This is a genomic window from Parapontixanthobacter aurantiacus (assembly GCF_009827635.1).
Lineage (GTDB): Bacteria > Pseudomonadota > Alphaproteobacteria > Sphingomonadales > Sphingomonadaceae > Parapontixanthobacter > Parapontixanthobacter aurantiacus.
This window is the reverse complement of sequence record NZ_WTYW01000007.1, coordinates 1-19,563: the sequence shown is the minus strand read 5'-3', so window position 1 is coordinate 19,563 and position 19,563 is coordinate 1. Positions and strand designations below refer to the sequence as shown.

Annotated in this window: 18 protein-coding genes; 8 read left to right on the top strand and 10 right to left on the bottom strand. The window is 53.8% G+C overall.

Annotation, left to right across the window (positions count from 1 at the left end; all coding sequences use genetic code 11):
• Positions 1-7: 7 nt before the first annotated feature.
• Positions 8-529 carry a helix-turn-helix domain-containing protein gene (locus GRI38_RS13850; protein WP_160685515.1) on the bottom strand — a complete coding sequence of 174 codons (522 nt, stop codon included), beginning with the start codon at positions 527-529 and terminating at the stop codon, positions 8-10.
• A gap of 100 nt (positions 530-629) precedes the next feature.
• Here GRI38_RS13850 and GRI38_RS13845 point away from each other — a divergent pair, with 100 nt between their 5' ends.
• Entirely contained in the window at positions 630-1,682 is a 1,053-nt protein-coding gene (locus GRI38_RS13845; protein ID WP_160685512.1) for a phage Gp37/Gp68 family protein, read from the top strand.
• 394 nt (positions 1,683-2,076) lie between these two features.
• On the opposite strand, the gene GRI38_RS13840 is transcribed toward GRI38_RS13845, so the two are convergent.
• The 3 genes from GRI38_RS13840 to GRI38_RS13830 form a co-directional block, all read right to left on the bottom strand.
• Positions 2,077-2,481 carry a hypothetical protein gene (locus tag GRI38_RS13840; RefSeq protein WP_160685509.1) on the bottom strand — a complete coding sequence of 135 codons (405 nt, stop codon included), beginning with the start codon at positions 2,479-2,481 and terminating at the stop codon, positions 2,077-2,079.
• Positions 2,482-2,504: 23 nt separating this feature from the next.
• Complete coding sequence (locus GRI38_RS13835) at positions 2,505-3,221, bottom strand: hypothetical protein (protein ID WP_160685506.1); 717 nt, start codon at positions 3,219-3,221, stop codon at positions 2,505-2,507.
• Positions 3,222-3,371: 150 nt separating this feature from the next.
• Positions 3,372-3,899, bottom strand: coding sequence for a hypothetical protein (locus GRI38_RS13830; RefSeq protein WP_160685503.1), 528 nt, complete (start codon positions 3,897-3,899; stop codon positions 3,372-3,374).
• Positions 3,900-4,064: 165 nt separating this feature from the next.
• On the opposite strand from GRI38_RS13830, the gene GRI38_RS13825 reads away from it, so the two are divergent.
• On the top strand, positions 4,065-4,649 hold the full coding sequence (locus tag GRI38_RS13825; RefSeq protein ID WP_160685500.1) for a hypothetical protein: 585 nt from the start codon (positions 4,065-4,067) through the stop codon (positions 4,647-4,649).
• Between the two features lie 590 nt (positions 4,650-5,239).
• On the opposite strand, the gene GRI38_RS13820 is transcribed toward GRI38_RS13825, so the two are convergent.
• The 4 genes from GRI38_RS13820 to GRI38_RS13805 form a co-directional block, all read right to left on the bottom strand.
• On the bottom strand, positions 5,240-5,680 hold the full coding sequence (locus GRI38_RS13820; RefSeq protein WP_202390018.1) for a thermonuclease family protein: 441 nt from the start codon (positions 5,678-5,680) through the stop codon (positions 5,240-5,242).
• Positions 5,681-5,835: 155 nt separating this feature from the next.
• Positions 5,836-6,507 carry a DUF6946 family protein gene (locus tag GRI38_RS13815; protein ID WP_160685494.1) on the bottom strand — a complete coding sequence of 224 codons (672 nt, stop codon included), beginning with the start codon at positions 6,505-6,507 and terminating at the stop codon, positions 5,836-5,838.
• Positions 6,504-7,322 (bottom strand): TerB family tellurite resistance protein, encoded by an 819-nt coding sequence (locus GRI38_RS13810; RefSeq protein ID WP_160685491.1) that lies wholly within the window; start codon positions 7,320-7,322, stop codon positions 6,504-6,506. Before GRI38_RS13810 ends, GRI38_RS13815 begins: the two co-directional genes overlap by 4 nt.
• Entirely contained in the window at positions 7,319-7,729 is a 411-nt protein-coding gene (locus tag GRI38_RS13805) for a hypothetical protein (RefSeq protein ID WP_160685488.1), read from the bottom strand. The genes GRI38_RS13810 and GRI38_RS13805 overlap by 4 nt, the downstream gene beginning before the upstream one ends.
• 1,120 nt (positions 7,730-8,849) lie before the next feature.
• On the opposite strand from GRI38_RS13805, the gene GRI38_RS13800 reads away from it, so the two are divergent.
• The 6 genes from GRI38_RS13800 to GRI38_RS13775 all read left to right on the top strand — a co-directional run bounded on the left by GRI38_RS13800 (position 8,850) and on the right by GRI38_RS13775 (position 17,121).
• The gene (locus GRI38_RS13800; RefSeq protein ID WP_160685485.1) at positions 8,850-11,588 is read left to right on the top strand and encodes a class I SAM-dependent DNA methyltransferase; all 2,739 of its coding nucleotides are present in this window, start codon (positions 8,850-8,852) and stop codon (positions 11,586-11,588) included.
• Positions 11,588-12,286, top strand: a complete 699-nt coding sequence (locus GRI38_RS13795; RefSeq protein WP_160685481.1) for a DUF4163 domain-containing protein — start codon at positions 11,588-11,590, stop codon at positions 12,284-12,286. The genes GRI38_RS13800 and GRI38_RS13795 overlap by 1 nt, the downstream gene beginning before the upstream one ends.
• Positions 12,287-12,301: 15 nt before the next feature.
• The gene (locus tag GRI38_RS13790) at positions 12,302-14,374 is read left to right on the top strand and encodes a DEAD/DEAH box helicase (protein ID WP_160685477.1); all 2,073 of its coding nucleotides are present in this window, start codon (positions 12,302-12,304) and stop codon (positions 14,372-14,374) included.
• Positions 14,367-15,545, top strand: a complete 1,179-nt coding sequence (locus tag GRI38_RS13785) for a GIY-YIG nuclease family protein (protein WP_160685474.1) — start codon at positions 14,367-14,369, stop codon at positions 15,543-15,545. Before GRI38_RS13790 ends, GRI38_RS13785 begins: the two co-directional genes overlap by 8 nt.
• Positions 15,542-15,850 (top strand): hypothetical protein, encoded by a 309-nt coding sequence (locus GRI38_RS13780; protein WP_160685471.1) that lies wholly within the window; start codon positions 15,542-15,544, stop codon positions 15,848-15,850. The genes GRI38_RS13785 and GRI38_RS13780 overlap by 4 nt, the downstream gene beginning before the upstream one ends.
• Before the next feature lie 269 nt (positions 15,851-16,119).
• Entirely contained in the window at positions 16,120-17,121 is a 1,002-nt protein-coding gene (locus tag GRI38_RS13775) for a hypothetical protein (protein ID WP_160685468.1), read from the top strand.
• Between the two features lie 245 nt (positions 17,122-17,366).
• Here the strand turns inward: GRI38_RS13775 and GRI38_RS13770 are convergent, their stop codons facing one another.
• Positions 17,367-18,074, bottom strand: a complete 708-nt coding sequence (locus GRI38_RS13770) for a hypothetical protein (protein WP_160685464.1) — start codon at positions 18,072-18,074, stop codon at positions 17,367-17,369.
• A 744-nt stretch (positions 18,075-18,818) separates the two neighbouring features.
• Complete coding sequence (locus GRI38_RS13765) at positions 18,819-19,325, bottom strand: hypothetical protein (protein WP_160685460.1); 507 nt, start codon at positions 19,323-19,325, stop codon at positions 18,819-18,821.
• Between the last annotated feature and the right edge of the window lie 238 nt (positions 19,326-19,563).

Below are 19,563 nucleotides of genomic sequence, written 5' to 3'. Positions count from 1 at the left end.
TAAGTGGTCAGCTATCGGCTTTCCCTTTGGTGTAGTTCTTCATCCAACCTCGGAGATTGGGAAATTTCTCCGCAAAGGCTTCGGGGTCGGATGCCATCAGCCTATTCATTCGCCGCAACTCTGCTGACATAATTTGCGTATCGCTCGCTTTACGTGCGGCCTCTGTCTCTTCTTCAGTCTCGATATCGAAAATCGTCGGCCATTTGCGCTGCCTTCCAGAAGGAGCCGATGTTGGGTCGAGAGACAACCGCTTCTCCTTCCAATTTCGCACCGCTTGAGGCATCCAATAGTGGGATCGGCCTTTGCGCAGGTTGCTTGGGGGAAAATCTCCCGATTGGATCATTCGTCTGAGATGCCTGACAGACAGGCCGAGAGTGGATGCGACGACGCCAATCTTCATAGCTCTTTTGAACTCTGCTGGTTCGATGAAAATCATTTTCGCATCCGCTGACGGATCGCCCTCGACGACTTTATCAACGTCAACCCAGTTGTCACCGAACGCCCGCACCTGAAGTTTATTGGCAGTCATGTCACCTTATACACTAAACAAAACAGAAGGTTAAGTAGCGCGCCACTTAGCCGAGTCGTTATCGCGGTAGCTGTTTGGGAGCAAGACCAAGGAGCTAACAATGTCACAAATTGAATGGACCGATAGAACGTGGAACCCGATGGTCGGGTGCACCCGACTGACCGCGGGATGCGTCCACTGTTACGCCGCGCCAATGACACACCGTTTCAACCACGATCACTACGTTGGCCTAACTCACATTAACGAGGTCGGAAGGGTCGATTGGACGGGTCAAATTAACACCGCCCCGCCCCACATATTCAACGCTCCGCTCAAACGGAAAAAACCTACCGTTTGGTTTGTAAATAGCATGTCGGACATGTTTCACGAAGGGGCGAATGACTGCGACATTGTCAGGGCGTTCGAGATCATGAACCAGTGCCCGCACCACACGTTTCAAGTGCTTACCAAAAGACCGTCTCGAATGGCGCTCAAATCACGCCAGCTTGGATTGAGCTGGAGCCCCAACATTTGGGCAGGAACATCAATCGAAGAGGACAAGTTCGCAAGTCCCCGCGTACGCGAACTCCTAAAAGTTCCAGCAGCACTCCGCTTCGTATCCCTTGAGCCGCTCTTGAGCGCGCTACCAAGCCTCGATGTTTCAAAGGTAGACTGGGTGATCGCGGGCGGCGAGAGCGGACGGGAAAAAACTGTAAGGGCCGTCGATCCTGAGTGGGTCCGCGATCTCCTAAAGCGATGCCGTTTTGTAGGCACCCCTTTCTTCTTCAAACAGTGGGGAGCATACGGTGAAGACGGTGAACGGCGCTCGAAGAAGAAAAACGGGCATTTGCTGGACGGCGACGAAATCTTCGAAATGCCTGCGGATGCTTACGACCGCCTGACAGCCTATGGGCGCACTCCTGATCCTCGGTGGACCCGCATTCCCAGTCGTGCGCTCTTACGGCCTGCTGACCGTTTGGAGGCATCGGCGATGCCGTACATCGCACAGGGGCAGGCAACAGACTCCGACGACGAGTACGTTCTCTCTTTGATGAGGGGCGACAGAGAGACTTACGAAAATCCACAGCGGCGAAAAAAGCTGGTCTCCGAACCTGACAGGACGCGATGGGAAACCGAAGCGCAGTGGAAGCATTTTCTGGACATTTCGCTATGACGCTGCCCAATCCCGAGCATCTGATCCTTGCTTTTGCCGACTTCCGTCGCTGGGCAGTGGTGCACGAAGGGTTGACGACCGCGCAATTGAGCGCCCCTGCCTACCTCTTCCCTCGTCCAATCCCGACTGCTGAAACTGGCGTCACGGCCATTCAGCCTCACTCCTTTTACTGGCTTTGCTACAGGATCGGCAAAATCAATTTCGTTCAATCTGTCCAGCCTATAGGGGGGGAACAGATGCTCGTAGCTCATTGGGTACGTGACCACGAGGGGTGGGGGGCATTGGACGTCAGTAGCGATGATGACAGACTGCGCGAGATGAGAGCCCGATTTACCAACAACTGCATCGTGCAGCGCAATCTTTGTGGCTATTCGTCTACAAGTACAAGGAGGGTCTACGTCGTCGGCGAAAAATTGCCGCGAGTGGCCGCAGCTCTAATCGAACCCAGTCGGAGGTACCTTGCAGATGGGCAAGGTCGCATACTCGCGTTTCCGAAAATCGGTCGATTGCGGTGAGGTAGCGGTCGCAGTACGTCGTTGCGAAGTAACTTCCATTTTCCAAGTTCTGTGTCGTCAATCTTCTCGACATTGTATTCTGGGAAATTGGCAGCCAGCAGCGCTTCGAGCTTCGCCCTTTCTTTCAGCTTTTTAATCTTGCTTTCCATCATCCTGATGGGTTTTCCGTTCGGCCCATTTTGACCGCCCGAATTGCGCAGCATCGAAGTCAAGCGGTCTTCCAAGATGGCGCAAGGATACCGCGACGCCTCAACGAGCATTCCTCCTTTTTCAGCAGTGTCCATACGATGGAAAAAGTCTCTCGACCTTACGTTTCTGCATTTATCGCACTATCGCTGCTTTCGTCGCTTTCCTCGGGAAAATGACGCCGTAACCAATCAGATGCAACTTGATCGTCACTCGATGACCAACGCGCGCCTGACGGGTGCATAAAAGCGAATGCTGGAATCGACCAAAGCTCGCCCCTTGCGATCAAGCGGCGTCTCTTTGACGAACACTTATGATGCGTAGTCACGCGCTCTGCGTGACGATCAAACCCCGCCATCCCGAGCACCATAATGTTTTTCGGCTTGATGGCCTCTATGAGTTGGAGCAACTCGCGAATGCTGGCCGTTTCCACTCGCTTACGAACCTCTCGGTCAACATCGACCCATCGATACTTCGATTCTCGTGAAATAGAGCCACTTTTAAAAAAGTTAAAATTCGTAAAGACGGCATCTTGAAGCACATTCAGTCTGCCAGCTTGTTGGAAAAGCGAACGCATTCGATCTTTCAGCAACCATCTTTCTCCATCCAAATATGACTCGCAAGGCCAATTATACCCGATATGCGGCTCGCCCTTGTCGTCCTCAACGCTAAAACCAGCGTTTTCACCTACGACCATTAGGTTGGGCTTAAAGCAAGGTCTTGATCCCAAAATGCTGAATCCGCACGCCCCGCCAAATAAATGGTCCTTTTCAATTTCCCATGTGCGTAGGACGCGGTCATAAATGCCTCGTAGAGCAGCCTCGCTTGCGTGTGTCATTCCGTTCCTTCTCGCAATTTGAAAGCTAACTGTTTGTCTTGCATTGCAGGAAAGTTTTCGAGAAGCGAGACAAGACTTTCATGGATTCTTTCGCCACGGAGGTCGCGCCATTCAGGAAACGGATGAGCGTCGCAATTAGCGATCCTTGTTCTATTCGCCGATACTGACATGGAACCGTTCGCGCACCCCCGCCTCCAGATCGTCAGCGGAGCCCACTCCTGTGAAGTAGTTGCTACTGAAGAAGGAACTTCGCACCGCAGCCTCACAACCCGTGAGGGAGTCATTTATGGGACCCATAATGGTGGTAACATATAAATGCTCGGCACTCTCTCGGACAGAAGGGTCACGTTCCGCCGCAACCAACGCGTCAGCGGCTCGCTGCGCCAGAATCTCCTTTTCATCGCTATCCATGTCTATGAAAACAGATGCTTGATCAATAATTCGAACCCACTCCTTGAGGGTCATTTCGGGAAGGGGTTGAAGAAGAAGGTACGCCTCTACTTTGTTCCCGTTCTCAACAGGCGGTAGCCGAGTGAAACCAAAAGTTTCAGAACAATAGTCTGCCATGCCGTTGAAAGTTTCGTTGATCTTGGCGGCGACCCCGGGGTCGCGCCAATCTTGCGCTGCAACAGGAGCCGTCACGCTGGCGAGCGTCAGAGCCAAAACTAATTTCTTCATCTTTCTTCCCTGCTTTTTGGGTTAAGGGGAGCGGAGATAGCGCCCTTCCCTTCTCATTATGTTACCGCCTACTGCGCATTGATTGTGGATCACAAAACTTATGAGGGTGACATCGCGCCGATTGTGCGAGTGTGCCAATGGGCGATTCGCAGAAAGGTCGCGAGTGTGACGAAAAGTGGCAAAACTTACAGCCAGTTCGAGAATGAACTGATCGTCGCGGCTTACAACACGGCTAACGAACTGCAGAAAGATTCAGTCAGCCTCAGTGAAATACAGTCGTTTTTTGAATCCGAGTTCGACCGCCGCTGGATTGTGAATGCTTTGAGTTACTACTGGGCCAACGGCCTGTCGCGAGAGCAACTCCATAACGGCAAAATCGGAGAGCAACGGATAAGCCTGACCCGTGATGGCTTTAGGGCCGCAGAACGTTTGATTGATGAAGACGCCGTAGGTTTGCAGCGTAACGATCCGCGCGGGACAGATCACGACCGCACGCCTTCGAGTTTGACACTTTCGAAGGTCGAGAAGGAACGGCTGCTTAGGGAGGTCTCAGCAGCGGAAGTTCAAATCGACCGACTGAAACTGGGAAACACTGACCGCTCAAACGCAATCGCGTATCTGACAGCTATTCGAGCGCTGGCGGAAGCGCCAGAGCCGCCGAAAGACCTCATCTGGAAGCTAATCGGGCGTGCGAGCGACATCTCTGGAATAGCTTCGCTATTTGTCAGTCTCGCTGGCGTTTTCGCCTGATTTTCCGCATCGTTCGTACACGGTCAAAAGATCGCCGCTCCCATACAAAGGATCAAAAAACCCAGAGCGTAAATGATGCTGTGGACACGAATATCGACGTTAACTTGAATCTGCCTTTTTGGCGGAGGTCGAGAGACGCGCCCCAGCCGAACGAACTTCTTAGGCCGAACTTCCCGATTGTCTGATTTGGGCTTGGGCATCTCGATCCACTCCGCGCGCAATACGCCTTAAAAGCGTTTCGCCGTGGTGGACTCGAAGGGACTTTGCCCCTGCACCCCGAGATTTACGGGTTTGATTTGTTTCGGTGCAAGCGGTTAAATTCGAGTTGTCCATCAAAATTCGGGAATTTTGGCTTAACTCAGCTACGCAAGGTCCCACGAACGACAAATGCGACTAATCGCGTTCAGAGAGAGAGTTTCTTGTCGAACTTCTCCATGAGAGCGCCTTGGATGGCCCTGACGGGCGCTTCTTTCCCCTTCAGCCTCCTGAGATCGCGTCGAGTACTAAGCATCTCTTTCTCAGGCTCTCAAACACCACGCGGAAAGCGTATGCGAACTCACCTTTCGGCGGAGCCCTTCCCATCTCCGTTGTCAACACCAACTTCCGCGCCGTCCGCTCCACTTCTCGGCCAGCCCCTCATCGACCAGTTTCTCACCGAGGCTCTCGCCTCCGCGAGTGGCGACCTTCAGCTTGCGACCGTAGCGATCTTCATCGCGATCTATGGATTCCAAGCTAAAAGGGCCTGCGTTGAGAAGGGAGATCAGCCGCCGAGTGGCCTGCGCTCCGAGGTTCGCTTCCATAGGACACTCGGGCGAACTCACCTCGGGCGTATTGATATCCGCGATCCGTACTTTCACACCTTCAATCCAGAATGTGTCTCCATCAACGACACAGGTGTAGCGGCTTGGCCCAGAGCATTCGCTGAAGGTCAAGTTGTACTGTTCAATTACGGGCTCGCCGCTCGACGACCGAGCGAGGCTCACCGCAGTGGCAGAGGGACTGTTCCACGCCCATGCGATGACAAGGCCCATCAAAGGTGAGGCAAGAAGCACGGCGAATGGCCACTTCGCATTTTTTGGTTCGGGTTTCCTCACATGAGCATTCGGGGATCGTTCTCGGAACTGCACCACATTTGAGGAAGGCTTTGCTCCTCGTCCCCCGCGCGTTGTCCTGTTCGTCGAGCGGCTCATGCGCTGCGAAACTCTTGTGGGCCCGACGCCCAACCCAGCATGAGCTTCTTATTAGATGGGACGGACAGCGTGATCGGCTCACCCTCCTCGGGCGTCAGACCGAGTATCTCGGCAAAGCGGTCAAAGGCTTCTCGCCATCTGTTCTCAGGCGAGAAGGAGTGCACTATCATTCCCGCAAGCTTCGCGTCGAACCTCTCAGCTTCGATGAGTGCAGAGGCAGTGCGGTGGAGTAGCTGGTAATGGACATCCGAGGGAACCTCGCTCAGTCCGAGCAGATCGCATAAGTATCTCAGTCGCTCGTTCTTCCCCTGAGAGGCACCGACCAGCCACTCACCTACCGTAGGTCCAAAAGGTTCATCGACCTTTTCTTCGATGGTGTAGGTAGCGAGGACTGCCTCGTGGCGCACAAGCAGGAAAACATCCGACTGGCTTTCGCGCCGCCCTCCGGGCAGCGCCGTCTTGTGCTCAGGTATCGCGAACAGCAACTCGCCCTTACCGAAGGCCGCTTCGGTTAGCGTGGCTATCTCTGGCGGCAGGCCATGAGCCGCCTCCCACGCGTTCGCTAACGTCCGTGCTGAGTAACCTGTCGCCCATTGCAGGTCAGGCTGAGCAAGGAACCGCTTCCAGTCGTCGGGCCCGTCTGATGGAATGAGAACCTTGTTGCTCATTTGGTGAACGCAACGCTATCACTTGACGATGCTGGCTGTTTGAAAAGAAGCCGACCCCAACCTAACTTTTTGCCTTCCTGCGCAGCCATCAGCGCCATCCTGATGTCCCTCAAAGCGACCTCCTCCTGTGGTTTTAGGGCTCCATCGGCGTTCACGACCTCTTGCACAAACTCCATCAGATCGTGCTGCATCTCAGCAGCGTTGCAGTCGGGGTTGTCATTGTAGAAAGCTGCAAGGCGAGTGGCAGTCTCAGAGACTGGGTGCAACTTTGCCTCATGCTCCAATGCGCTTATGGCTGTATCGACATATTCTCGGTCGTAACCCCAATCGCTGCAAAGCACATCGATGATCGCGGCTCGCTCGGCAGAATGGAACTCGCCGTCAGTCAACGCGACGCGTACCGCCAAGCCACCCATCAATTCCATCAGCCCGTGGGCGAGGGCATCGAGCGGCGTATTGATGTACTTTGGTATTAGTTCGGTGTGCGTTTTTTTGTCGGCGGCTAACTTACCGAGAGTAACGAATGAGCCGCTCGTCACGAGTGCTGCTGCGAGTACCCAGCCAATTGGGGTTGCCGCTGTGGCGAGGCCAAGCCATGCAGCTATCCCAGTAGGGGCGAAAAACGAACTCGCGACAAGTGAGGAACCCATCGCTCCAGCGCCAACAGCGGCCCCTCCCCCAGCGAGCAGGACGCTATGCAAGTGCTCCTTCTTACTGAGCACTGAGAAGGCCTGTTCGCCGATCCGAAGTCGATACTTAAAGGCGAGCGGGCTCGCGACGATCCTGTCCGCCCCAATAAGTGCGAACGACGTCATGCGAAAATCGCCTCAAACTCCGTGATTACCGCGTCCATTCGAACGCGCATATCGCCTTCGATGAGTTCGGCCAGAGCACCTGCTCCAACGCCAGCAGCAAGGATGACAGGTCCGTATAGTGGTTGCAGAAGAGGGCCCAGCAGCGGAACCGAAATCAAAAGCGCGTTGATTGTCAAAGCAGCCGCAATGGCTAATGTCAGGTTCGGGAATTGCCTTATTAGTTCGAAAGCGAAAGCCAAGATGCGTCTTCCGACTTCAACGATCTGCTCGCCCGCACGTACAGTTACTTTGCTGAGCCGCTCCAATGACAGTTTGGCCTCAGCAGTAATCGGTAGATTTTCGATCTCGCGCTGCAAGGAGCGGGTCGTAGGCAGGTTCTCCCAGTCGTACGGGATAATTTGATTCATTTTTCGGCTTTCCCCCGAAGTATAAGAAGTGCGAAAGCGGCAGATATAGCAGTAGGCTCTTAGCATTCCCCTTATGGGAGCATGCCCCGCTTTTTCGATCCTGCCAATAGTAACTGAGGGCGACAAAATGTATGGTAATGTTTACCGTTGCCAAGTTGCTATCGAGAGGGGTCCTCTCGGATCGCCTCCGAACATGCATGCGAATAGAACCGCATCGCCGTTTTTCTCGAATAGCCAGAGCACCCGCCGATCCCTCGCGCGAATGGCTCTGAACCAGCGTGCCTGAAGCTGTCCAGACAGTGCGTAGCAATTGGCGGCGTCGATAAGCGAAAGATCAGTCTCGACTGTCGCGACGATCTGAAAGTTTGTGGTCTTGCGGAAGGCTTGGATCGCGGACCCTGCCTCGAAGCGGTCGATAAAAGATGACATTGTCATCATCTATTTAGGTAGCGCAGCATGCTAACCACGCAGCATATTCTCGTTCATGGCTGCCTTCGAAGTTCTCTCTACCAGATTTTGTGAGAGTTCCTTTCCGAGGCGGTATCTCGCTCTTGATGTGTCGCTTGGGTCGTTCTTGCCATCGAACGTTGAAGGCAGCGCATTTTGGAAAGAAGGTCATCGTAGAATACGGGAGATGGTCATGAATCCACCACGCGAGAGCTTCCCAATGGCCAGTGCGTTCGTAGTAAGGGACGAAGCTGTTTACGATGATGCAGGCAGTCGCTCCCATCAATCCGTCCTCGTCTCGACGATCCCAAATGTGTGCAGCGTAGTTCCGCTCATTTACCGAGCAGTTGTGCCTTTTCTCATTTCCAAGTTGATTAACCTCACAAGACCTAAATGCAGAGCGAATGGAAATGCGCCCGAATTGGTCTTGTAGCGGCTCAAGAAGCTCCTCGCAGAGGTGACGACCTGCTTTGATTGCGAGTTCAGGGTCACTCGGTATGTTCGGCACTCCGTAGAAGTTCGCAATTTCCGAGTAGAGGAAGTCGCGCATGAAAAAACTCTTAGAGAGGCGCTCGCGTCCAAAGCTATCGAGCCCGTTGTAGCTAAGCCTTTTCAATCCAGCAGTCCCCAAGTTAGCTCTTGCTCTGCGTGAAGAGCACCATAGTGTCGCGGCATGAATCCTGTCGAGATAGAAGAAGCCGTTTCCCAACTCGCTTCGGAGCCATTCGACCCCGCTGAGTTCCCCTTTCAGTTCCTCACCGCCTTCGGGAACAAGAAGACGACAATCGACCGCCTGAGGAAGGATGGGAAGGGCGGCACCAATCAGTCCGATTTGGCGGGGGGCGTTCTACAGCGTAGCAATATTCACATCGCGACTTGTGGGATCGGCGATGTTGGGCGGACCCTGACGGCTCTTCGTGAAAGCCCGAAGACCGCGACGAACAAGGCAAAGTTCATTCTCGCTACCGACGGCGAGGAGTTTCAGGCCGAAGACCTGATTAGCGGCGAAACCGTTGCATGCCAATTTACTGAACTGCGTGACAACTTTGTGTTCTTCTTCCCGCTTGCAGGCATCAACTCATTCGAGGGGCGACCTGAGAGCGCCTTCGACATTAAGGCCACAAAGCGGCTTAACAAACTCTACTTAACCCTGCTTCAAGATAACCCCGAGTGGGCCACCGCCGAACGCCGCACCGATATGAACCACTTCATGGCGCGGCTGATCTTCTGCTTCTTTGCCGAGGATACTGACATCTTCCCAGTCACCTCTCGGTTCACCCAGACCGTGGAGCGGATGAGCGCAGGAGGGGAGGACAACACCGCCGAGGTGATCCTCGAGCTATTTCGTGCAATGAACATCAAGCACGCCGAGCGCGAGACTTCTGGTATCGCTCGCTGGGCGAATGGCTTCCCCTATGTGAACGGCAATCTCTTCTCGGGCACCACCGATGTCCCACGTTTCAGCAAAATTGCCCGCTCGTACCTGATCCACATCGGCAATCTCGACTGGACCAAAATTAACCCCGACATCTTCGGCAGCATGATTCAGGCCGTTGCGGATGACGAGGAGCGCGGCGCGCTTGGTATGCACTACACCAGCGTGCCCAACATCTTGAATGTTTTGAACCCTCTGTTTCTCGATGACCTCCGTTCAAAACTGGAAGAAGCGGGAAGCAACTCGCGCAAGCTACTAAACCTGCGCAGCCGTATGGCAAAGGTCAGGGTGTTCGATCCCGCTTGTGGCAGCGGCAATTTCCTCGTGATCGCTTACAAAGAAATGCGCGCAATCGAGGCCGAGATTAACAAAAGACGTGGGGAGGCGGACCGCAAAACCGAAATCCCTCTCACAAACTTTCGCGGCATTGAACTACGCGACTTTCCCGCCGAGATCGCCCGCCTCGCGCTGATCATTGCCGAGTATCAGTCAGATGTTCTCTATCGTGGTCAAAAAGAGGCGTTGGCCGTGTTTCTTCCGCTCGATTCCGAGAACTGGATCACTTGCGGCAATGCTTTGCGGCTCGACTGGTTGAGCATCTGTCCGCCAACGGGGACTGGTGCGAAAGTGCGGGGCGATGACCTTTTCAAAATACCGATAGACCAGTCAGAGATCGATTTTGTGAATGCAGGAGGTGAAACCTTTATCTGTGGTAATCCTCCCTACCTTGGGGACAAATTACAAAGTAAGGAACAGAAGTCCGATATTGAACGGTTGTTTTCGCACAAAACTAACCGTTGGAAGTCGTTCGACTACATCTGTGGCTTTTTCGAGAAAGCTGGCCAATTCATTCGCACTGAACCGTCCGCTAAAGCCGCGTTCGTATCAACCAACTCGATAAATCAGGGGGTTCAAGCCGCACAATTTTGGCCGCTGATTCTCAATGACCTTGATATCATTTTTGCGCATACGTCGTTCAAGTGGAGTAATCTGGCCGCGCATAACGCGGGAGTTATTTGTGTAATCGTGGGGATTGGGATTGCTGGCGGGAAATCGCTATCGATTATCGATGGCGAGCAGGCACGCACGGTTGATCGCATCTCCCCTTACCTCACCGCTGGCGACCCAGTATATGTGATTGAGGCGCGAAGCCCAATTACTGACCGACCGAGAATGTTGCTCGGGAATGTCCCAAAAGACGGCGGAGCACTGCTATATTCAGAGGAAGAAGAGCAAGCCGCAGACGAGAACGTGCGCCGCTATCTTCGTCCCCTTTACGGATCGCAGGAGTTCATCAAAGGGTTTCGACGGTATTGCCTCTGGCTCGATGCGCACCAGTTCGAAGAAGCTGCTGCGATTCCTGCGTTGGCGAATAGGTTCGATTTGGTAAGGAAGATGCGGTTGGAAAGCAAAAAGGGGCCGACGCGTCAATGGGCCTTGAAACCTTATAGCTTCGTCGAGGTTCGTTCTCCGCAGTATCGGGATGTGATGGTTGTCCCGAGGGTTAGCTCTGAATCGCGCGAGTTTCTTCCAATTGGATTTCTTCCGCGTGGCTCGGTAGTGTTGGACAGTGCGTTCGGTCTCTACGATCCCCCGCTCTGGGTTCTTTCGGTAATCGGATCCCGCTTACATCTGGCGTGGATTGCGGTCGTGTGCGGGAAACTCAAGACAGACTTCCGCTATTCAAACACGATGGGCTGGAACACCTTCCCGCTTCCCAAACTCACAGAGCAAAACAAGGCCGACCTCACCCGCTGTGCCGAGAATATCCTTCTTGCTCGTGAAGCGCATTTCCCAGCGCCCATTGCCGAACTCTACGATCCCGAGGCCATGCCCCACGACCTCCGCCGCGCGCACGAGGAGAACGACGAGGCGCTCGAACGAATTTACATTGGCCGCCGTTTTCGCAACGACACCGAGCGCCTCGAAAAGTTATTCGAACTATACAACGAGATGATGAACAAGGTGAATGCTTAATGAGAAGGACAACAACGGCAGTTAATAAAGTTTCTTTCCTGCTATGCTCCGCGCTAATTGTGACTTCATGCGCAGACGAAGCAGATGCTCAGACTGATAGAATTGATCCACTTTTGGCGAGCGAACTGGTGTATTTGGATGAAGGGGAGGGTCTAAGTATCGGATATGAACTCGATCCTTGGCTCAGTAAATTTCCGCAAGTTGCTCGAATGATCATCGATTCAAAGAAAGAATCGCTTTCTAAGGAAATCTGCACGGACGGATCGACTTGTTGGGTCTTCTCTGAAATTAAACTTCATAACCAAAACAATCGTTTGGTTAGTATAGTTGACGTTACAAACAGTTTTCATGGGGGGGCGCACGGTTCGATGAAATCAAGTAGCACAACATTTGACACAAAAACTGGTGAACGCCTGCGATTCGAAGATATCTTCGAACCTTGGCAAGCCGCCCGTGCCTTACTCCAGTCTCAATGGTGCGAGGCAGTTAGTCGTCATTCACTCTGTCCACCGATTGAAAATCAAGCATTGGCGCTTTCAGGATCAGATATTTTTGTTCAAACGAGTGATTACGCGTTCGGCAGCTATGCCGAAGGTTCCGAACGAGCTTATTTGCCTATTACAACAGAACTAATTGCTCTGGCAAAACCCGAGTACCAGTCATCCTTCAGCCTACCTGAAGACGAATTCGCATATTGAGAGCGCATCATCAGTATGACATCTGGTAACCCGATCCCCGCAGTATCCTTCCAGACCGCTCGCACTGGTGCCTCTACCAAGTCGAACGAAATGGGCATGCGCCCGATGCAAGAACGCGCCTACGCCAAACGCGGCGAGCAATACCTGCTAATTAAATCGCCGCCCGCCTCAGGCAAGTCGCGTGCTCTTATGTTCATCGCGCTCGACAAACTGCAAAATCAGGGGCTCCAGCAGGCGATAATTGTTGTCCCTGAGAAGTCCATTGGCGGGTCGTTTATGGACGAGCCGCTCTCCAAGTTCGGCTTCTGGTCGGACTGGGTGGTGAGGCCGAAGTGGAATCTCTGCAACGCAGCGGGACCAGACGAGGAGCGCGCTGATCCATCGAAGATCAAGGCGGTTGCGCAATTCCTCGCCAGCGAGGACCAAGTTCTCGTATGCACGCATGCAACCTTCCGCTTTGCAGTCGAGCAGCTTGGCGTCGAGGCTTTTGATAATAGGCTCATCGCGGTCGATGAGTTTCATCACGTCTCGGCGAGCGACGATAACCGACTTGGTAGCCAGCTTGCAGAGTTCATCCGCCGCGACAAAGCGCACATCGTGGCAATGACGGGGAGTTACTTCCGTGGCGATGCAGTGCCCGTTCTCACCCCAGAGGATGAAGCAAAGTTCGAGACCGTCACCTACACCTATTATGAACAGTTGAACGGATATGAGCACCTCAAGGCGCTCAATATCGGCTACTTCTTTTACAACGGACGCTATCTCGAAGCCATTGAGGCTGTGCTCGATCCAGCCAAGAAGACCATCGTGCACATTCCTTCGGTCAACTCGCGCGAAAGCACGAAAGACAAGATCAAGGAAGTGAACGAGATCATGGACTATCTGGGTGAGTGGCAGGGAGTCGACGCCCAGACGGGGTTTCATCATGTGAAACTGCCCGATAGTCGGGTGGTGAAAATCGCCGACCTCGTCGATGACAGCGACAGCGCACAGCGCAGTAAAGTTCTCGCTGCACTCAGGGACCCCAAGCACAAGAATGACCGCGATCATGTGGATATCATCCTTGCCCTCGGGATGGCCAAGGAAGGGTTCGACTGGATTTGGTGTGAGCATGCACTGACTGTCGGGTATCGATCCAGCCTCACAGAGATCATCCAGATCATCGGACGCGCGACCCGTGATGCCCCGAACAAAGAGAGTGCTACTTTCACCAACCTGATTGCCGAGCCTGACGCGTCGGAGGCTGCGGTCGTTGGCGCGATCAACGACACCCTGAAAGCCATCGCCGCGAGTTTGTTGATGGAGCAAGTACTCGCACCTCGCTTCACATTTACGCCGAAGGACACAGGACCGCTCGAAGACTTCGATTACGGTCCTGATGGATACAAAGATGGGGAGAGCAATGTCGGGGTAAGGGGAGAAACTGGCCAGCTTCACTTCGAGATCAAGGGACTCGTCGAGCCGAAGAGCAATGAGGCGCAGCGGATATGCAATGAAGACCTCAACGAAGTGATCACCGAGTTCGTGCAGGACAAAACCAACCTCGAACAGGGCATGTTTAATGAGGAGATGGTGCCGCAAGAACTGACCCAGTTAAAGATGGGCAAGATCGTCCGTGATCGTTACCCCGAACTCAGCGAGGAAGATCAGGAAGCGGTACGCCAGCATGCCATCGCTGCTCTCAACCTGACCCAGAAGGCGAAGGAAATCGCAAGCGGGCTCGATGCGGGAAATGGCGATGACGAGAAGGTCAATACCGCGCTCATTGATGGCGTGCGCAAGTTCGCGATGGATGTGCGCGACCTCGACATCGACCTCATCGACAGCATCAACCCGTTCGAGGCCGCATACGCAGTGCTCGCCAAAGCGATGAACGAAACCGTCCTTAAACAGGTCCAGTCGGTGATCTCGGCGAAGAAGGTCAAGATATCGCCCGAAGAAGCTCGTGAACTGGCCGAGCGCGCACTTAGGTTCAAGAAGGAACGCGGAAGACTACCTGAAATCACCTCTCAAGACGCTTGGGAGAAGCGAATGGCAGAAGGGGTTGCAGCTTTCGCGCGATACCGTGCACAGAGCGCGAATGGCTGATCTGTCCGACGATGAATTGCTTGCCGAACTCGGCGTCGAAGTCGAGCAACAGAACGCGCGAACATACACCCCGCGCGAAGAGCGGATCATTGCGGGCTTTGAGGATATTGTGCGGTTCGTCGAGGAAAATGGCCGCGCACCCCAGCACGGTGAGGATCGAGATATATTCGAGCGCCTCTACGCGGTACGTCTCGACCGACTTCGCGCGCTTGAAGAGTGTTGCGAGCTTCTGTCGGGCATAGATAAGTACGGGCTGCTGGCAGGCACGCCAGAGGACGCCGCATACGCTGATGAAATGGACGACGATTCACTGTTCGCCGAACTTGGGATCGAGCCATCGGCTGAAGACGATATTCGTGTCCTTCGCCACGTCCCGACCGCCGAGGAGCGACGTGCCGCTGAGGAGGTAGCACATCGAGAAAAGTGTGAGGACTTCGAGAAGTTCAAGCCCCTGTTTGAGCAAGTCAAAGAAGAACTGAATTCGGGCATTAGAGAGACGCGACCTTTCGAACTCAAAGCTGAGATCAGAACGGGCGCTTACTTCATCGTAGGTGGTCAAATCGCGTACGTGGCCAAGATGGGGGACGTATTCACGACCGCGCACGGACGCTCGGATGCTCGCTTAAGGGTGATCTTCGACAACGGCACCCAGAGCAATATGCTGATGCGTTCGTTGCAGCGTGCGCTCAACGGTGACGAAGCGGGCCGCAGGATTACCGACCCGCAAGCGGGGCCATTGTTCTCTGGCCGTGCCGAGGAAGGCGATATGGCAAGCGGGACCATCTACGTTCTGCGCAGCAAATCAGATCATCACGTCGTCGCGCAGCACCGAGATATCGTGCACAAGATCGGCGTCACCAATATGGCGGTCGAGAAGCGCATCGCTGGCGCGCACCTCCAACCGACATTCCTGATGGCAAACGTTGAGATCGTCGCGCAGTACACGCTCTACAACATCAACCGCACGAAGCTCGAAAAGCTGATCCACCGAGTGTTCGGTACAGCCCAACTCGACATCGAGGTGCCTGATCGGTTCGGTACCCTCATAAAGCCGCGAGAGTGGTTTCTCGTGCCGCTCAATGTAATTGATGAGGCCGTCAGGCGTATTCGCGATAAGAGCATTGAAAATTACCGCTACGATCCGCAGCAGGCTCGACTCGTCCGACGATGATCATCTGTGATCAGTTCGAAGGCGACAGCATGTTGCTTGCGAAAAAACAGCACGAAGTTTACTACGACGCCCTTGGTATCCTCATCGGTGGCTGTCGCACGCATTTTGAACGCGCTTGCTTAATAGCGGGGATCGCGGTCGAGCAAAGTCGATGGCCTGCTCCGACAAATATTGATCATCGGACAATTCAGGATGCGCACGATATCTTGGCAGGAGCGTGGCGGCATCAGGTTCGTCCGCCCGAGCCAATGTTGTCCTCGGAAGCACTTCCTCGTCTCGATGCTCTATCGGACTGGCTGCAATAGCTGCGAAATACGGTGGATGACTGGGCCGATTGGCCCAACATCGTCGCCACCTTTGTGACGATCTTTATCGAGCAAAACACTGATAGGGGGTACCAAGCTGAGGAGCATCTCGCGCAGCTTTTACAGGGTCGCTATCCTCACATCCGCTGGCGACGAGACCGATTTTGAGTATTCGGCTAACGCATGCAGCCAAATTGTGTTATAATACATGCGTGACCCGATCCCCCACCAACGAGGCGGTGCTCCTACTTAGATCGTAGGAGCGCATCTTGACCCAAGTCATTTCACACCCTGCATGGGTGCTTTCTCATGTCATTAACATCGATGAGAGGGTCGCAGGATTCTGCGGCACCTTCTTGCGCGGCAACACCAGTGCTGAACGACGACAGGTCATCGCAGCCTATCTCGCTGCAAAGCCACTGGCTGAAGATCGCCTGTATGAAATCGGCAGATTCCTGTTTTCAGCAGACCACCGCTCGATCCTTGTTGAAGCTCACGGGCGCTCCATTGCGGGTATGCGCGGGGCCCTCCGCCGAGCAGGCCCAACGGTGCACGACGAGCGCTTCTACACGCTTCTTCACCAACTTCTTTCCAGTCCGCCGCACAAACAAATAGCGCGGACGATTGCGAGCTTGCAATCGCTCGATCTCCCCAAGCTTCTGATCCTGCGAATGCTTCCCGAATGCCTCGCCCGCGCTCATATCGTGGAAGTCATCGATAGCCTTGGCGATAATCCAGTGCGGCAGGCCCACGATGTCACTGAGGCGTACAATCTCCTTATCGAGCTTGAAGTCGATGGAGCCGCTCTGACCGAGGCGATCCGCCGTGTTCGGTCCTCTGATGAGTTCGCCAATTTGTGGCACCGCTGGGCGTTGAAAGCCAAGTGCTGCGTTCCCCATCCCGTTCCTTCAGCCGCCCAATACCAGCCCATCGAGTCTGCCGCCGAGGCGAAGGTGGTGGCTCGGAAGTTCCGCAACTGCATGGCGATCCGCTATACTCTCGGTCTTTTGCGAGGTATCGACTTCTTCGCCACCTATCGTCACAACGACGAAGAGGCGGTAGTCCATCTGCGCCGTCAGGAAGATGTAACTGAGTTCGAGGGCATGTACGGCCCGCGCAACGCTCGTCCCTCCGTATCGCTGCGCTGTGAGCTCGAAAGTTTCCTCGCGCAGAATGGCATTCGCGTTCGAAGTCAGGAGCACGAGAAGCATTCGCCATGGAACTCATTGCGTCGAATGATGCGGGGGCCGTTTGATTTCGATCTCGGCTGAGGCGCTGGATTACCTCGTCCACCACCTACATGACCATCGCACTGCCGCCGCTTCACTCGATATCCGCTCATAGTTGATTGGGTCGACGAGCAGCCAACGAAGTGGCGGCTTGCCAATCTCTATTACACACAGGTCCCCCGACCTCATCTTCGAGTGAGGCAGCTGCGCTGCCAATCTCTATTACTATAGTTTCATAGTCCTTCCTTATAGTAGAGACTGGCAGCGTGCGGGGGCGCGTACCAGTTCTACGATTGAATCTCGGTAGCCCAAGATGCAAAAGCCTCTGAGCGCGCAACGCGAGCTTGTCCGATAACATTCGCTGGTAAGGCAGCGCCGTTCGCCAACTCTGCTCCGAATGATGTCGCGACGATCTCCCCCTCGGGGTGAAGTATAGCCGCTTTATGGGGGATGTCGCCGTTGAACCCGATCATAACGATGTGGGACCGTGACCACCGCGTTCCCGCGCCGTGCTGCTTCAATAGCGGGATCGCGTACAGAACACTCGATCCAAGTTCCTCTACGCATTGAGCCATTAAATCAACTGTGGGCTGGTCGATGTACTTCTCCTTTTGAAGCTCCTCCGCCACCCTATTTGCGAGGGTATGGTCCCATAGGTGAAAGTTGTTCGACCATGCGACTTGGGCCTTCGTGCAGAAGTTGATCTGCTTGCGAGTCCAAACTTTGATGTTGCCTCCGTACCTCATCTTGGTGCGCGGGATCGTTTTGCGCTTCCGCCCTTGCGCTGGTTCGCCGTTGTCAAAGATGGCAATTTGCGCAGCGGTCCAGTTGATGGGTAGGGGGCGATAAGGATCGAGAGCCGTTTCGGGCATGGCCTCAATGATTTTGGCTTTGATCAATTCCTTCAGAACGAAGTGACGTACGCCATCGTGCTTGTCGAAGTCGATTGCCTTTCCAATCTCGGCAATGCTCGCGGCAATTTCTTGGTTATTCATTTGGCTATTCCTCAGTTGTTTGAGGATAGCGCCCGCTCGGCGTCGTACTGCTTGCGTCGAAAGGCGGCTATTCCTCGTGTGCTGATCTATTTAGATTAGGAGGAATCGCCCGCGCATTATTTGAATTGAGTTTGGAACCCCGCCGAGAATAGCCATTGTCTGCGGGGTTCCAGCGAACAAATGCGCTCGCGGCACTCTGTATTTAGCCGATGGCCCCGCTTATTCGAAGCAAGATAGTTTTTTGTCGCTGTTCCCTAAATATCAAACTCGTCAAGATAATACTTGAGCATGATGCCTATTGTCAATCTTATCGAGTAGACGAAGCTTATAGGGTGAGCAGTCTAAAACAATATCGCAGCGACATCGAGGCCAAGAAGCGCCAATAGCACCGAGATAAAAAACATCCATTCCTCAAGCCGTGATTGACACGTGGCGGAAGTAATTATCATTCCATACATAGTTCCTCCCTTAGATGAAAATGATTACGAGCCTCCGTTTGCGCTTTGAAAAACACTTCATACGTTCGTTGTGAGTGCGTCAGCGAAGAAGACGGAAACGTCGAGGGTGCTTTAGATGCCTGTCCGCCTGCGCACCGCTTGTCATAAGGCGTTGAAATGTTCTCCTTAGAATCATCGAAGAAGACGGTAGGGTAAAGACCGCGCTGTCATTGGAAGGCATTCTTCGCTCATAGGAAGTTCCTCGAAAGGCGACATGCGCGACGCTGGCGCGCTGTTCGATCAGTGCTTACTTTGCGAATGGGTCCTTGGGAGGCCAATTGCGCATTAGTCGTTCTGGGGCTATGACCCAATTGGCACGGCAGCGATTGAACGATTCCCAAGCGAAGTAGCTGTCGTCACCCAAGTAGATCCGCGTGACGAGTTCCCCACCTTTGGTTATTTCCCACTCCGATGGTGATGAATCGGCTTCGAACATTCTTCTCATTGTTTTGTAATCTGCTATGAGAGTGAACGCATTTTTATGAGCGAATGGTTGGGCTTCAAACCACTCACCGCCGTAGCTCTCAACCCTGATCGGTTCAATCAGGTCGCCTTCCGCAATGGACCAGTTTGTATCAAAGAACGTGATGTAGACTTGGTCTCGGTCGACTCCTTCTTCGTCTTGAGAGACGTAAACCTTGGTCCAACCAGCCCAAGTGGACAAGGAACAGTTATCATCGTCCGAAGTGGCTTCCCACGACAATGCGGGAACCGACATACTCGCGAGAGCGAAACCCAAAATGATTTTGCGCATTGATTGCTGCCTTTTTTGCGTCGCTGAAAGACCAATAAAGGATAGCGGGTTAATTTTGCCCTCGCCTCATTCGGGTAAATGCAATTGCGAAAAGGTCGATCTTTGCCGAAAAGGTATCGGGATGCTCGACCCGAGATCGGATCGAACTGGCGCAGGGGATGGACTTCGTACGAGATGACGACATTTGATTGTCTCGGCATAGGGGGTCAGGGATCATCACGAAGCCCCCTTTTTCTGC

Coding starts and splice junctions, on each gene's coding strand:
- GRI38_RS13765 (WP_160685460.1), bottom strand. CDS start 19,325: ATGCGCAAAATCATTTTGGGTTTCGCTCTCGCGAGTATGTCGGTTCCC.
- GRI38_RS13780 (WP_160685471.1), top strand. CDS start 15,542: ATGATCATCTGTGATCAGTTCGAAGGCGACAGCATGTTGCTTGCGAAA.
- GRI38_RS13785 (WP_160685474.1), top strand. CDS start 14,367: ATGGCTGATCTGTCCGACGATGAATTGCTTGCCGAACTCGGCGTCGAA.
- GRI38_RS13830 (WP_160685503.1), bottom strand. CDS start 3,899: ATGAAGAAATTAGTTTTGGCTCTGACGCTCGCCAGCGTGACGGCTCCT.
- GRI38_RS13805 (WP_160685488.1), bottom strand. CDS start 7,729: ATGAATCAAATTATCCCGTACGACTGGGAGAACCTGCCTACGACCCGC.
- GRI38_RS13810 (WP_160685491.1), bottom strand. CDS start 7,322: ATGACGTCGTTCGCACTTATTGGGGCGGACAGGATCGTCGCGAGCCCG.
- GRI38_RS13835 (WP_160685506.1), bottom strand. CDS start 3,221: ATGACACACGCAAGCGAGGCTGCTCTACGAGGCATTTATGACCGCGTC.
- GRI38_RS13820 (WP_202390018.1), bottom strand. CDS start 5,680: ATGGGCCTTGTCATCGCATGGGCGTGGAACAGTCCCTCTGCCACTGCG.
- GRI38_RS13770 (WP_160685464.1), bottom strand. CDS start 18,074: ATGAATAACCAAGAAATTGCCGCGAGCATTGCCGAGATTGGAAAGGCA.
- GRI38_RS13800 (WP_160685485.1), top strand. CDS start 8,850: ATGAATCCTGTCGAGATAGAAGAAGCCGTTTCCCAACTCGCTTCGGAG.
- GRI38_RS13840 (WP_160685509.1), bottom strand. CDS start 2,481: ATGGACACTGCTGAAAAAGGAGGAATGCTCGTTGAGGCGTCGCGGTAT.
- GRI38_RS13845 (WP_160685512.1), top strand. CDS start 630: ATGTCACAAATTGAATGGACCGATAGAACGTGGAACCCGATGGTCGGG.
- GRI38_RS13815 (WP_160685494.1), bottom strand. CDS start 6,507: ATGAGCAACAAGGTTCTCATTCCATCAGACGGGCCCGACGACTGGAAG.
- GRI38_RS13795 (WP_160685481.1), top strand. CDS start 11,588: ATGAGAAGGACAACAACGGCAGTTAATAAAGTTTCTTTCCTGCTATGC.
- GRI38_RS13850 (WP_160685515.1), bottom strand. CDS start 529: ATGACTGCCAATAAACTTCAGGTGCGGGCGTTCGGTGACAACTGGGTT.
- GRI38_RS13790 (WP_160685477.1), top strand. CDS start 12,302: ATGACATCTGGTAACCCGATCCCCGCAGTATCCTTCCAGACCGCTCGC.